Here is a 12,775-nt window from a genome sequence, read left to right as displayed (position 1 = left end):
GAACGATAATGAACTACGCAAGCCTTCTGACCGCCTCGGCCGGTCACGACGATTCATCGGCACATCCACTGACGCACCACGAAATCCTCGGACTGGTGCAGCCGTTCACACGCCGCGACTTCCACGTCGATCTCGCCGCCAGCGATCGAATCAACCGGCGGCTGATGTTCAAGCCGGTGACGCACGCGCATGACGAGGCTGATGCCGATCACGCCGGCAACGACGTCCGCGAAATCCTGCAGCTCGACAATCCGCGCCCCGGCTTCAGTGTTCTCACGCGCACTCTGACGCTGGACAACGGCCTGACGGCCACGCTGGAAACCCAGGGTGAAGACCTCGGAGTGCTATTGGCGCGGATCGAGAGCGTGCCGCCGCAGCAGCAATTCCCCTCGATCGATGGCACGACCGTGGCGTTGAGCTATCGCCTGGTGCCGCGCAGCGATGCCAGGACGCCCGACCCGGCCGGTGCCGATCGCGAATTCCAGCGTGGCGTGGCCGAGATCTCGAACTTCACCCTGGTGATGCGCGCGCCGCTGGTGAAGGGGTATCCGGCCGAGATCGACCTCACGCCCAGGACGGCCGGCGTCGCAGTCCCGGAGGATCTGCTCGCGGTGATCGGCTGGGCGTGGTCGCCGCTGCGCAAGAGCAAGGCCGGCTGGAGCGGCAAGGTCAAGGTGCGCGGCTCGGGCCCGGAATTGAGCCGCCTGATCGAACAGCGGCTTGAGAGGACCGTATCGCATCTGACGCGCACGCTGTCGCAGCCGCCGGCCGCCTTCCACGAGGCGCTGGTGCGGGCGCGCTGGGGTGTCGCGCTGCGTCGCGCGCTGCCGCTGTTGTTCTTCGCGAGCATGATTCTCGGCGCGGCCAGCCTGACGCTGGTCGAGATCCCGCAGGACTCCATCGTCAATTTGCTGCTGATGGGCGCGCCGCCGCTGCTGATGATCGGCGCATTCGGCATGCGCGATATTCCATCGATGGAAATCCCGCCGTTCCCGCGCCGCATGACGCACGCTTCCTGGCATCCGAAGATCGAAACGGCCGCACCGCAGACTCTCGACGTTCAGCAGACCTAAGCGAGGAACCGATCGATGCACGGCAACCCGATGAACATCCCCCCGGTCTCGATCGCTGCTGCGAAGGCGGCGCTGATCGAACAATACGGCGAGCCGACGCTGCGCAAGCGCGCCTCGATGCTGTGGGGGACGCGCGGCGTCGGCAAGTCGTCGGTCGTCCACCAGGTCGCCGAGCACTACAAGGTGCCGCTGGTCGATCTGCGCCTCACCACGATCGAGCCGGTCGATATCCGCGGCGCGATCTACGCCGACGAAAATCTGGCCAAGACGGTGTGGTTTCCGCCGGAATTCCTGCCTTCGCCCGACCAGCCCGAGGGGCTGTTGTTCCTCGATGAACTGACCGCGGCCGATCAGCGGCTGCAAATCTCGGCCTATTCGCTGATCCTCGATCGCCGCGTCGGCAACTACCAACTGCCCGACGGCTGGCTGGTGGTCGCCGCCGGCAATGCCAGCTTCCACGGCGCGATCAGCCACGACATGGGCACCGCACTCGCCGACCGCATGTTCCACTTCAATGTGCAGACCGCGATCGACGCCTTCCTGAGCCACGCCATGGCACGTGATTTCGCGCCCGAGGTGATGGCCTATCTGAAGATCCGTCCGGACAAGCTCGACGATACGCAAGCGCAGCTCGCCGGCGATCATCTGATCGGCGCCAGCCCGCGCGGCTGGGAAGATATCTCCAACGTGCTGAAGTCCGGCCTGTCCGATCCCGCCAAGCGGCTGTTCGTGCAGGGCCGGATCGGCGCCGCCAATGCGGCGGAGTTCTTCGGCGTGCTGCGCGAGATCAAGGCCGGCACCGATGTGGTGAAGTTGCTGGCCGCGCGGCCGGGCCCGGAGACCGCCGCGCTGCTGCCGAAGACGCTCGATGCGCTCTACGGCATGCTGTACGGCCTGCTGGCGGCCTGCACCGATCAGCCGACACTGGCCCGCGCGCTGGAGATCATCGAGCAACTGCCCGATATTCGCGGCAACGTCCCGCTGCCGATTCGCGAGGCGCAGACGCTGGCGATGGAACTGTTGATGCAGCGCGCGCTGGAGAACGGCCTCGAGGCCGCGATCTTCGACAGTCCGGCCTATGCGCGCTACGGCGAACGCCGGCAGATGGATCTGCAGGATGCCTGAGACCATCGCGCTGTATTGCCATCGCGGAACGCGCGCGATCCAGCGCATGGTCGAGTTCGCGCCCTCCACCGGCGGGCTGGCATTATGGGTGCGGCATCAGGACCTGACCGCGGACAGCGATACGGCGGCCGTGGTCGTACTCACCGACGGCACCACCGTGTATTACGGCGCCGCCTTCGACAAGCTGCCGCTGCCCGAACAAGTCGGCCTCGTCGCCCACGAGGTGCTGCACATCGCGCTGCGCCATCCGCAGCGCTTCGTCGAACTGCAGCGCGTGATCGGCGACGTCGACCTCGAATTGTTCAACATCTGCGCCGACGCCATCGTCAATTCGACGCTGGCGCATCTGAGCTGGCTGACGCTGCCGGAAAAGTCCGTGATGCTGGAGCAGATCCTCGCCAAGGCGCTGAGGCGCGAGCAGGACGCCGAGGCGGCGCTGCTAGAATGGGACGTCGAGAAGCTGTATCGCGCGATCGACGATCGCGACAGCGACAGCAACAACGGCAAGTCGAAGACCGGCAACAAATCGCAAGCGGGCTCGCAGTCCGACGCCTCGGGCGCCGGCGGCGGCGACCCGTCGCAGTCGCAATCCGAATCCGCGCAGGAGAGCGCCGAACAGCGCGCCGACGGCGCCCGCGCGTCCAAGGTGCGCGAGCTCGGCGCAGGCGGCGTCCGCGATCTGGTGCCGAATCCGGAATCACAATCGGCGCCGGAACACGAAGCCGAGCACGCCCGCGAATGGAGCGAGCGGATCCTGCGCGGCCACGCCGGCGACGGCGCGTTTTCGATGCTGCGGGCGCTGATCGCAGACTTGCCGCGCAGCCGCACACCGTGGGCGCAGGTGCTGCGCGTGCAGCTTGCGCGCGGGCTGGCGCGAAAACCGTCGCTGACCTGGTCGCGGCCGGCGCGCTCCTACATCGCCAATCAGGGCCGCGCCGGCCAACACCGGATGCCGTTCGAGCCGGGATTCTCCGCGACCAAGAACGAGCCGCGGCTGGCGCTGATCATCGACGTCTCCGGCTCGATCGACGACCAATTGATGGAGCGCTTCGCGCGCGAGATCGAGACCATCACCCGGCGGCAGGAGGCCGGGCTGGTGCTGATCATCGGCGACGAGCGCGTGCGGCAGGTCGAATTCTTCGAGCCGGGCCGGCGTTTCGTGCTAAGCGAGATCGAATTCACCGGCGGCGGCGGCACCGATTTCACCCCACTCCTCGCGGAGGCGGACCGGCACAGGCCGGATATCGCGGTGGTGCTGACCGATCTCGAAGGTCCGGCGGATTTCAAGCCGCGCTGGCCGGTGATCTGGGCGGTTCCGGAGAACTACTCACATGCGGTGCAGCCGTTCGGCCGGCTGCTGACGTTGAACTAATCGCGGCCGCCGCGACGCCGACGACAGGAGCACGACCATGTTGCAGGTCACCGGAGTTCCGGATGCGTGCGATAATCTGGCGCCGATCCCGATGGAGTGCGACGCCGCGTTTCTGTCGATCAAGGGCGAGCTGCCGCGCGAATTGAACGGCACGCTGTATCGCAACGGCGCCAATCCGCAATTCGCATCAAAGAACGCGCATTGGTTCTTCGGCGACGGCATGCTGCATGCCTTCCGGCTGGAGAACGGCCGCGCCAGCTATCGCAACCGCTGGGTCCGCACCCCGAAATGGCTGGCCGAGCACGAAGCCGGCCGGCCGCTTTACGGCGAGTTCAATCTCAAGCGGCCCGATGCGCCGCGTTCGGCGCCCGACGACGGCAACGTCGCCAACACCAACATCGTGTTCCACGCCGGCCGGCTGCTGGCGCTGGAAGAGGCGCATCTGCCGATCGAAATCGAGCGCGACACGCTGGCGACGCGCGGCTATTGCGACTATGGCGGGGCGCTGAAAGGGCCGTTCACCGCGCATCCGAAGATCGACCCGGTCACCGGCGAGATGCTGTTCTTCGGCTACAATGCCGACGGCCCGTTGAAACGGACGATGTCGTTCGGCGCGATCGACGCGTCCGGCCACGTCACCCGGTTCGAGCGCTTCAAGGCGCCCTATGCAGCGATGGTGCACGATTTCATCGTCACCGAGAACTATGTGCTGTTTCCGATCCTGCCGCTCACCGGCAGCATCTGGCGGGCGATGCGCGGCCGCCCGCCTTATGCCTGGGACCCCGCTAAGGGCTCTTACGTCGGCGTGATGAAGCGCACCGGCTCGACCCGCGACATCCGCTGGTTCCGCGGTGACGCCTGCTTCGTGTTCCACGTCATGAACGCGTGGGAGGACGGCACCAAGATCGTCGCCGACGTGATGCAATCCGAGGAAGCGCCGCTGTTCACCCATCCGGACGGCCGCCGCACCGATCCGGAGAAGGGCCGCGCCCGGCTGTGCCGCTGGAGCTTCGACCTCGCCGGCAACACCAACGCCTTCACGCGCAGCTATCTCGACGACATCAGCGGCGAATTCCCGCGGATCGACGAGCGCCGCGCCGGCCTGCGCAGCGGCCATGGCTGGTACGCCTGCGCCAGCCCGGAGACGCCGACGCTCGGGATGCTGACGGGGCTGGTGCATGTCGACGGCAACGGCGATCGCCGCGCCCGCTATCTGCTGCCGACCGGCGACAGCATCGGCGAGCCGGTGTTCGTGCCGCGCACGCCGGATGCGGCGGAAGCCGATGGCTGGATCCTCACGGTGATCTGGCGCGGCTGCGAGAACCGCAGCGACCTCGCGGTGTTCGACGCCGCCGACATCGCGGGCGGCCCGATCGCGCTGGTCCAACTCGGCCACCGCGTCCCGGACGGCTTCCACGGCAATTGGGTGGCGGCGGGGTGACCAACGACACCCGTCCAATTTTGACTCCGTCATTCCGGGGCGCGAGCGAAGCTCGCGAACCCGGAATCTCGAGGTTCAGGGCATTCCGAGCACGCCGCGCGCATCGACGACGCAATCCCGCATCCGCGTTGCAGAACATCGCGGGATTCCGGGTTCGCCGCTACGCGGCGCCCCGGAATGACAAGCGAGAGGCTGGGCGCTCCGCGCGCCCCGGAATGACGTGGAGAGGGGGTACTGACTAACGCCCCCAGCGATCCTGCCAGATCTTCTCGCCGGCCAGGCACGACACCCGCGGGGTCTGCTCCTTGTCGGCCGCCGGCACGATGCGCGCGGGTGGCGGCAGGCCGGCGACTTCCATCACCAGTTTGGTGTGGATCGCCTCCTTGAACTTGGCGCGGTCCTTGATCGTCACCACGAACGCGCCCGGCCCGCCGATCACGCAATCCTCGTAGTAATAATCCAGATTCTCGATATCCATGGTCGAGTAGGACGGCTCCTTGACCATGATCGGCAGGCCGTTGATGACGATGCCCTTCCCGACCGCGGCGTCGCGCGCCAGCGTCACCGGTTCGCCGTTGTTGTTGGGGCCGTCGCCGGAGATGTCGATGACGCGGCGCAGGCCGTGATACGGGTTCTGATCGAACAGCGGCACCGCGAAAGCGATCGCCCCGGAGATCGAGGTGCGCGACGCCCGCCGCAGCGGCGCTTTCATGATCTCGGCCGCGACCGCGTCGGCGGATTCCGGGCCGTCGATCAACTGCCAGGCGAGGATGATCTTCTGATCGCCGGCGGCGGCCCATTCGAAATAGGTCACGGCGATGCGGCCGTTCGGCCCGGTCTTCAGCGTCTTGAGAAAATCCGGGGAGCGCAGCGCCTCGGCATAGCCCTCGCGCTGCACCGCGAGTTCGTCGACATCCATCGAGTAGGAGACGTCGACGGCGAGTATCAACTCGACGTCGACCTCTTTGGCGCCGTCGGACCGGTCGGCAATCGGCGCCGTCCGGTTCGGCGCCGCCAGGCCCGCGACCATGCCGGCCGCAGTAACGACGGCAACAGCCGCTCCGATCGAGACCCACCAGCGCATCGCGTGCCCTCCGGTCGAGGTGACGTAATCGTGACACGCAATCATCCGGGCGAAAAGCGGCAAAGCCGGTTCCTCCACGATCACGTTTCAGTCACTGATAGTATCGGCCGGGTCACCGGACATGCCGCGCTGCACTGAAATCGCGCAGCCGACCGGTCGGCCGGCGGTTTCGCGATTGCGCGCGGGGTTGTAAACTGCGCCGGCACCAACCGGTCGAACCGCATGAGCAACGTCGTCACCAAGCCGACAGCCAAGGCCAAGCCGAAGCTGGAACGGCCGAAACTGTACAAGGTGATTCTCGTCAACGACGACTTCACGCCGCGCGATTTCGTGGTGATGATCCTCAAGTCCGAGTTCCGCATGACCGAGGAACAGGCGTACAAAGTCATGCTGACCGCGCATCAGCGCGGCGTCTGCGTGGTGGCGGTGTTCACCAAGGACATCGCCGAGACCAAGGCCACCCGCGCCACCGACGCCGGCCGCGCCAAGGGCTATCCGCTGCTGTTCACCACCGAGCCGGAGGAGTAGCGGCAGTCGTCACCTCTCCCCGCGCGCGGGGAGAGGTCGGATCAGCGCGCAGCGATGATCCGGGTGAGGGGGCGTCTCCGCGAGGCCGAGAGTCAGAGACTCGCGTCGCCCCTCACCCCAACCCTCTCCCCGCAAGAGCGGGGCGAGGGAGCGCCGATCTACAATCCCTCCGCCGCCTGCAGCGTCTCGACTTCGAGACCGTAGACCCGCTCGGTGTGCGACAGTCCGTCGATCGGGAACTCGCCGAGTTCGACGAAGCCCTCGCCGCACAGGCCGATGAAATCCGACGAGGCGACGACGGTGCGGCCGAGCCGTCCGGCGATCCGCTCCAGCCGGGCGGCGAGATTGACGGCGGGCCCGATGCAGGTGAAGTCGAGCCGGTTGCCGCCGCCGATATTGCCGTAGAGCACCGAGCCGACATGCAGCGCGACGCCGAAACGGAAGCCCTCGATGATGTGGTTGCCCTCGATGTAGTTCATCGCCGCGACGGTGCCGCGGCATTCATGCGCGGCGGCGAGCATCCGGGCGCAGACGTCGGCTTCGTCGCCGCCGTCGGCGGCGATCGGAAACACCGCCAGCAGGCCGTCGCCCATGAATTTCAGCACCTCGCCGCCATTGCGCAGGATCGGTCCGACCTGGCAATCGAAGTAAGCGTTGAGCAGCTTGACCACGACCTCCGGCGGCAGCCGGTCCGACAGCGCGGTGAAACCACGCAGGTCCGACAGCCAGATCGCCGTGCGCATGGTGTCGGTGTGGCCGCGCCGGATCTGGCCGGCGAGGATGCGTGCGCCGGCACGGTTGCCGACATAAGTGTCGAGCAGCGTCGTGGCGATCGCGCGCAGGCTGATCACCTCGATCAGCCGTGCCAGCGGCCCGGTGAGCCGCCGCAACGCGACCAGTTCGTCGTCGCTGAAACCGCCCGGCCGTCGCGTGCTGAAGCTGGCGCCGTTGATACTGCGGTCCATGAAAGTCAGCGGCAGCGCCAGATAGTCGGTGACGCCTTCGCCGCGCATATCGTCGAAAAACGGGTACGCCCTGCTGGCGGGGTCGTCGAGACGAAACCGGACTTCGCCGCCGCTGTCGTACATCAGCTTCAGCGGACTGCGCTGATATTCTTCCAGGCTCTCGACGTCCACCGTGGTTTCGCTGGTGACGATCCCCTGCCCGTCGCGCCAGACGAAGCCGTAGCCATAGATGTCCGGATGCAGCGTTTCGACGAAGACGCCGACACGGTGCAGCGGCAGCCCGGCCGCGACCAGCCGCTCGCAGGTGCGCGTCATCATGGCGACCGGCTCGGCCTCGGAGCGCGCGCCGTCGATCAGCCAGTCGATCAGGTCGTGAAATGGTTGTGACTGCATCGGGCCATCCTAGCGGAACGCATCGGCTTTGGGACCGGGGTACCGTTCATGGCAGATCCCCAGCCATGCCGCTGCCGGCGCACACGCCGCGGCGCCTCCGAGGCGATCTAGCCGACCTGCCCGCGGTGGCGCAGCAGATGATCGGCCAGCACGCAGGCGACCATCGCCTCGCCGACCGGGACCGCGCGGATGCCGACGCAGGGGTCGTGGCGGCCCTTGGTCAGGATATCGGTGTCGTGGCCGGCGCGATCGATGGTCTTGCGCGGCGACAGGATCGACGAGGTCGGCTTCACCGCGAACCGCGCCACCACCGGCTGCCCCGTGGAGATGCCGCCCAAAATGCCGCCCGCATGGTTCGACAGAAATTGCGGGCCGGCATTGCCCATCCGCATCTCGTCAGCGTTCTCCTCGCCGGTCAGCGCCGCGGTGGCGAAGCCGTCGCCGATCTCGACGCCCTTGACCGCGTTGATGCTCATCAGCGCCGCGGCGAGGTCGGTGTCGAGCTTGGCGTAGATCGGCGCGCCGAGGCCCGCGGGCACGCCTTCGGCGACCACTTCGATCACCGCGCCGATCGACGAGCCGCTCTTGCGGATGCCGTCGAGATAATCGGCGAAGAACGCCGCCTTGTCCTTGTCGGGGCAGAAGAACGGGTTGTTGCCGATCTCGGCCCAGTCCCATTTGTCGCGGTCGATCTGGTGCGGGCCGATCTGCACCAGCGCGCCGCGCACGGTCATGCCGGCGATCACCTTGCGCGCCACCGCGCCGGCGGCGACGCGGGTCGCGGTCTCGCGCGCCGAGGAGCGGCCGCCGCCGCGATAGTCGCGGATGCCGTATTTCGCCTCATAGGTGAAGTCGGCATGGCCGGGCCGAAACTTGTTCTGGATCTCGGAATAATCCTTGGAGCGCTGGTCGGTGTTCTCGATCAAGAGCGCGATCGGCGTCCCGGTGGTGACCTGCACGCCGGTCTCCGGATGCGCCATCACGCCGGACAGGATCTTCACCTGGTCGGCTTCCTGGCGCTGCGTGGTGAAGCGCGACTGCCCCGGCCGGCGGCGGTCGAGGTCGCCCTGGATGTCGGCCTCGGTCAGCGGGATCAGCGGCGGACAGCCGTCGACCACGCAGCCGATCGCCACCCCGTGGCTTTCGCCGAACGTGGTGACACGAAACATGTGGCCGAAGGTATTGAACGACATGGCGGACCCGCCTCTCGAGACATGCGCCGGTGTGGTAACGCGCCGGCCGGACAGGGTCAAACCGACCCTCTCCCCTTGTGGGAGAGGGTGGCGAGCGAAGCTCGCCGGGTGAGGGGGTGCCACGTGCAGTGCATAGGAGATTGGCGCGGCCGCCCCCTCATCCGACGCGGACTGCGTCCGCGCCACCTTCTCCCACGAGGGGAGAAGGAAGACGCCGCTCACCTCTTGACAATAATCCTATTATGATTATAGTCCGCATCGTCCTGTCCGTGAGGGGCGCTTCTCGAGGGCGCTTTTGAAGCGGGACAGATCGGCGGGCCGGGCAACCGGTCCGGAACGATGGTTCGATGAAGCCGGCGCTGTGCCGGTGGGATCGGATGGACGCGGCGTCCTGCGCGCTGTGCCTCGCAAGCACGCGTCCGGGAGGCTTCGGGGACCCGTCCGGGCCTACAACGAGGCTCTGCGACTTGTTAGTTCGCTGCACGGGGGCAGGCGAAGGCGGCGTAATCCGCCGGACCGTGGGGTTTCATTACCCTTGCCTGTCAACGGAAGCACGGGCCCGAAGACAGAAAGCGCCGCGGTGGGCGCGCCGGAAGGCGATGCGCGATCCTTCGCAAGAAGTGATCGCGAGAACCACCACCAAACCCCGCGCCGACCGGCGCGCCCCCACCCCTCGCTGTGAAGCGACGGGTGCACACCTCGGACGCTTAGGCGCCGCGAGAACAAATTGGCGTGGCTGTTTGATAAGTGAAAACGCCAGCGGGTGCAGGTCCTCGACTTGCGCTCCGTCATCCTGAGAGCCTGCCCCGGACTTGATCCGGGGTGCGAGCACAGCGAGCCTCGAAGGATGGGCCGCAAGGCACCGGCTGTGCGCGTGTCCGCATCCTTCGAGGCTCGCCCTTGCGGGCGAGCACCTCAGGATGATGGCTCGGAGATGGTCGCCGCGCTCAGTCCTTCGCCAGCGAAATGTCCGGCGCGTCGGGGCGCTTCATGCCGACGACGTGGTAGCCGGAATCGACGTGGTGGATTTCGCCGGTGACGCCGCGCGACAGGCCGGACAGGAAATACAGCGCGCTGTCGCCGACCTCCTCGATCGTCACCGTGCGCCGCATCGGCGAATTGTATTCGTTCCATTTCAGGATGTAGCGGAAGTCGCCGATGCCCGACGCCGCCAGCGTCTTGATCGGGCCGGCCGAGATCGCGTTGACGCGGATGTTCTTCTCGCCGAGATCGGCCGCGAGGTAACGCACGCTGGCTTCGAGCGCGGCCTTGGCGACGCCCATCACGTTGTAATGCGGCATCCACTTCTCGGCGCCGTAATAGGTCAGCGTCAGGATCGAGCCGCCGTCCGGCATCAGCTTCTCGGCGCGCTGCGCGATCGCGGTCAGCGAATAGCACGAGATCAGCATCGTCTTGGAGAAGTTGTCGGCGGTGGTCTCGACATAACGGCCGTCGAGCTGGTCCTTGTCGGAGAACGCGATGGCATGGACGACGAAGTCGATCTTGCCCCATTTCGCCTTCAGTTCGTCGAACACCGCATCGATGGTGGCCGGATCGGTGACGTCGCAATGCCCGACCAAAATGCCGTCGAGTTCGGCCGCCAGCGGCATCACCCGCTTCTTCAGCGCGTCGCCCTGCCAGGTCAGCGCGATCTCCGCGCCATGGGCGCGGCAGGCCTTGGCGATGCCCCAGGCGATCGAGCGGTTGTTGGCCACGCCCAGAATCACCCCACGCTTGCCTTGCATCAGACCCGAACCGGTCACCATGTCGTATCCTATCGCCTTGATTGGGCTCTGGACCTACACCAGCGGCCGGGCCGGGTACAGCCCCCATTTTCGCAGCAAATTCAGCCGTTTTGGCGCATTCTTGGGGCGATGGAATAGCTGCCCTGCGCTGGTGTTATGATTCCCGGCGCCGCCGACATCGTCGGGACACGGCCGCATGGAAAGCCAGGTCGGGGCGATCGGAGCGATGAACGAGTTTCGGGACGGGGTCGAGGCGATGATTCCGGCGTTGCGGCGATACGCCCGCGCGCTGGCGCGCGACACCGATATTGCCGACGATCTGGTGCAGGACACGCTGGTGCGGGCGCTGCGCTCGGAAAAGCTGTTTCTCGGCGGCGATTTGCGGAGCTGGCTGTACACCATTCTGACCAATCTCAACCGCAACCGCCGTCGCGCGCTGGCGCGTCGACCGACCTTGATGCCGTGGACCGATACCGGCGCCGACGCCAGCGGAACCGAGGCCGAGGGCGGCGATATCGCCCGTGCCTTGGCGACCCTGGTCGAGGAGCAGCGGGCGGCGCTGCTGCTGGTGGCGCTGGAAGGTCTGAGCTACCGCGAGGTCGCGGACATTCAGGGGGTGCCGATCGGCACCGTGATGTCCCGTCTCGCCCGCGCCCGCGCCCATATCCGCGCCAGCCTGGATGGCGAGAAGCCGATGCTGAGGCGGGTGAAATGATGATGCATCGTCAGCCGCAGATCGGGGCCGTCCTCCTGAGAGCCTGCCCCGGACTTGATCCGGGGTGCTCGCCGCTTGCGGCGAGCCTCGAAGGATGCGCCGCAACACACGGGCCCATCCTTCGAGGCCGTCGCTGCGCGACGGCTCCTCAGGATGACGCCGATCATGTTTTGACGCTGAAGAGTTGTGCCCATGACTGACCCCGAGATCCCCGTGACCGAAGACGAACTGCACGCCTATGTCGACGGCGAACTGCCGGCCGAGCGGCGCGGCGACGTCGAGGCTTGGCTGGCGACGCATCCGGCGGACGCCGAACGCGTCGCGTCGTGGCGCGCGATGGCCGAGGCGCTGCACGCCCGCTACGACCGGGTGCTCGACGAGCCGGTGCCGCCGCGGCTGCAACTCGCCCGGCTGGAGAGCCCACCGCGACGCTGGATCGCCGGCGCCATCGCGGCGACGCTGGCGGCGTTCATCGCCGGCGGCGGCGCGGGCTGGTTCGCACACGGCGCGGCGGCAACGCCGAACGCCTTCCGCAGCTTCACCGTCGATGCGCTCGATGCGCACCGGCTCTACGTCGTCGAGGTTCGCCACCCCGTCGAGGTCGAGGGCTCCGAACGCGCACATCTGCAGCAATGGCTGTCGAAGCGCGTCGGTTATCCGGTCAAGGCGCCCGAACTCGAAGGCAGTGGGCTGAAGCTGATCGGCGGGCGGCTGCTGCCCGGGCCCGACGCCCCGGCGGCGTTCCTGATGTACGAGAGCGCCAACGGCGAGCGCTTCACGCTGTACACCTCCCGTGCCGATACCGACACGACGCAGATGCGCTACGCCAGCGATCACCGCGACGGCGCGATGTTCTGGGCCGATCGCGGCGTCGGCTACGTGCTGTCGGGTCCGATCGACAAAGAGCGACTGCGCCAGGTGGCGCAGCAGGTCTACGCGCAGACCGACAGCAACGGCGGTTAGCATGATGCCGAAAAGTGGGTGCCGGTTTTCGGAAGAGATCCTGATCCGGTCAGCAATATCCGGTCAGCAATTAGTTCGAGCCGGCAACCGTTATTGACCCGGAATTGGCCTCGGTCCCAATTTCGACATTGATAATCGCCGATTCCACCATCGCTGCGCCTCACTATCGTCTGACGAA

At 66.9% G+C, this 12,775-nt stretch carries 11 protein-coding genes; 7 read left to right on the top strand and 4 right to left on the bottom strand.

The window, feature by feature from the left end:
* Window positions 1-8 precede the first annotated feature (8 nt).
* The 4 genes from RPB_RS06155 to RPB_RS06140 are packed head-to-tail and all read left to right on the top strand — an operon-like array spanning window position 9 to window position 5,011.
* A complete protein-coding gene (locus tag RPB_RS06155; protein WP_011440118.1) occupies window positions 9-1,073 on the top strand; it encodes a hypothetical protein in 1,065 nt (354 codons plus the stop codon).
* Between the two features lie 15 nt (window positions 1,074-1,088).
* On the top strand, window positions 1,089-2,198 hold the full coding sequence (locus RPB_RS06150) for a hypothetical protein (RefSeq protein ID WP_011440117.1): 1,110 nt from the start codon (window positions 1,089-1,091) through the stop codon (window positions 2,196-2,198).
* A complete protein-coding gene (locus tag RPB_RS06145) occupies window positions 2,191-3,570 on the top strand; it encodes a vWA domain-containing protein (protein ID WP_011440116.1) in 1,380 nt (459 codons plus the stop codon). The genes RPB_RS06150 and RPB_RS06145 overlap by 8 nt, the downstream gene beginning before the upstream one ends.
* A gap of 37 nt (window positions 3,571-3,607) precedes the next feature.
* A complete protein-coding gene (locus tag RPB_RS06140) occupies window positions 3,608-5,011 on the top strand; it encodes a carotenoid oxygenase family protein (protein WP_011440115.1) in 1,404 nt (467 codons plus the stop codon).
* Window positions 5,012-5,249: 238 nt separating this feature from the next.
* On the opposite strand, the gene RPB_RS06135 is transcribed toward RPB_RS06140, so the two are convergent.
* Window positions 5,250-6,095 carry a DUF1194 domain-containing protein gene (locus RPB_RS06135; protein WP_011440114.1) on the bottom strand — a complete coding sequence of 282 codons (846 nt, stop codon included), beginning with the start codon at window positions 6,093-6,095 and terminating at the stop codon, window positions 5,250-5,252.
* Window positions 6,096-6,317: 222 nt separating this feature from the next.
* Here RPB_RS06135 and clpS point away from each other — a divergent pair, with 222 nt between their 5' ends.
* Complete coding sequence (clpS, locus tag RPB_RS06130; protein WP_011440113.1) at window positions 6,318-6,623, top strand: ATP-dependent Clp protease adapter ClpS; 306 nt, start codon at window positions 6,318-6,320, stop codon at window positions 6,621-6,623.
* A 158-nt stretch (window positions 6,624-6,781) separates the two neighbouring features.
* On the opposite strand, the gene RPB_RS06125 is transcribed toward clpS, so the two are convergent.
* The 3 genes from RPB_RS06125 to fabI all read right to left on the bottom strand — a co-directional run bounded on the left by RPB_RS06125 (window position 6,782) and on the right by fabI (window position 10,940).
* Window positions 6,782-7,981 (bottom strand): adenylate/guanylate cyclase domain-containing protein, encoded by a 1,200-nt coding sequence (locus RPB_RS06125; RefSeq protein ID WP_011440112.1) that lies wholly within the window; start codon window positions 7,979-7,981, stop codon window positions 6,782-6,784.
* A gap of 107 nt (window positions 7,982-8,088) precedes the next feature.
* Entirely contained in the window at window positions 8,089-9,174 is a 1,086-nt protein-coding gene (gene aroC, locus RPB_RS06120; protein ID WP_011440111.1) for a chorismate synthase, read from the bottom strand.
* A gap of 947 nt (window positions 9,175-10,121) precedes the next feature.
* Entirely contained in the window at window positions 10,122-10,940 is an 819-nt protein-coding gene (fabI, locus tag RPB_RS06115; RefSeq protein WP_011440110.1) for an enoyl-ACP reductase FabI, read from the bottom strand.
* Window positions 10,941-11,145: 205 nt separating this feature from the next.
* On the opposite strand from fabI, the gene RPB_RS06110 reads away from it, so the two are divergent.
* Together RPB_RS06110 and RPB_RS06105 are read left to right on the top strand one after the other, a co-directional pair.
* Complete coding sequence (locus RPB_RS06110; RefSeq protein WP_041798585.1) at window positions 11,146-11,634, top strand: sigma-70 family RNA polymerase sigma factor; 489 nt, start codon at window positions 11,146-11,148, stop codon at window positions 11,632-11,634.
* Between the two features lie 192 nt (window positions 11,635-11,826).
* Window positions 11,827-12,597, top strand: a complete 771-nt coding sequence (locus RPB_RS06105) for an anti-sigma factor family protein (protein WP_011440108.1) — start codon at window positions 11,827-11,829, stop codon at window positions 12,595-12,597.
* Window positions 12,598-12,775 lie beyond the last annotated feature (178 nt).

The sequence above is a fragment of the Rhodopseudomonas palustris HaA2 genome (assembly GCF_000013365.1).
Taxonomy (GTDB): domain Bacteria; phylum Pseudomonadota; class Alphaproteobacteria; order Rhizobiales; family Xanthobacteraceae; genus Rhodopseudomonas; species Rhodopseudomonas palustris_J.
Note: the sequence above shows the minus strand (reverse complement) of the source record. Positions and strands in the feature narration are given on the sequence as shown.

Coding starts and splice junctions, on each gene's coding strand:
- RPB_RS06155 (WP_011440118.1), top strand. CDS start 9: ATGAACTACGCAAGCCTTCTGACCGCCTCGGCCGGTCACGACGATTCA.
- RPB_RS06150 (WP_011440117.1), top strand. CDS start 1,089: ATGCACGGCAACCCGATGAACATCCCCCCGGTCTCGATCGCTGCTGCG.
- RPB_RS06145 (WP_011440116.1), top strand. CDS start 2,191: ATGCCTGAGACCATCGCGCTGTATTGCCATCGCGGAACGCGCGCGATC.
- RPB_RS06140 (WP_011440115.1), top strand. CDS start 3,608: ATGTTGCAGGTCACCGGAGTTCCGGATGCGTGCGATAATCTGGCGCCG.
- RPB_RS06135 (WP_011440114.1), bottom strand. CDS start 6,095: ATGCGCTGGTGGGTCTCGATCGGAGCGGCTGTTGCCGTCGTTACTGCG.
- clpS (WP_011440113.1), top strand. CDS start 6,318: ATGAGCAACGTCGTCACCAAGCCGACAGCCAAGGCCAAGCCGAAGCTG.
- RPB_RS06125 (WP_011440112.1), bottom strand. CDS start 7,981: ATGCAGTCACAACCATTTCACGACCTGATCGACTGGCTGATCGACGGC.
- aroC (WP_011440111.1), bottom strand. CDS start 9,174: ATGTCGTTCAATACCTTCGGCCACATGTTTCGTGTCACCACGTTCGGC.
- fabI (WP_011440110.1), bottom strand. CDS start 10,940: ATGGTGACCGGTTCGGGTCTGATGCAAGGCAAGCGTGGGGTGATTCTG.
- RPB_RS06110 (WP_041798585.1), top strand. CDS start 11,146: ATGAACGAGTTTCGGGACGGGGTCGAGGCGATGATTCCGGCGTTGCGG.
- RPB_RS06105 (WP_011440108.1), top strand. CDS start 11,827: ATGACTGACCCCGAGATCCCCGTGACCGAAGACGAACTGCACGCCTAT.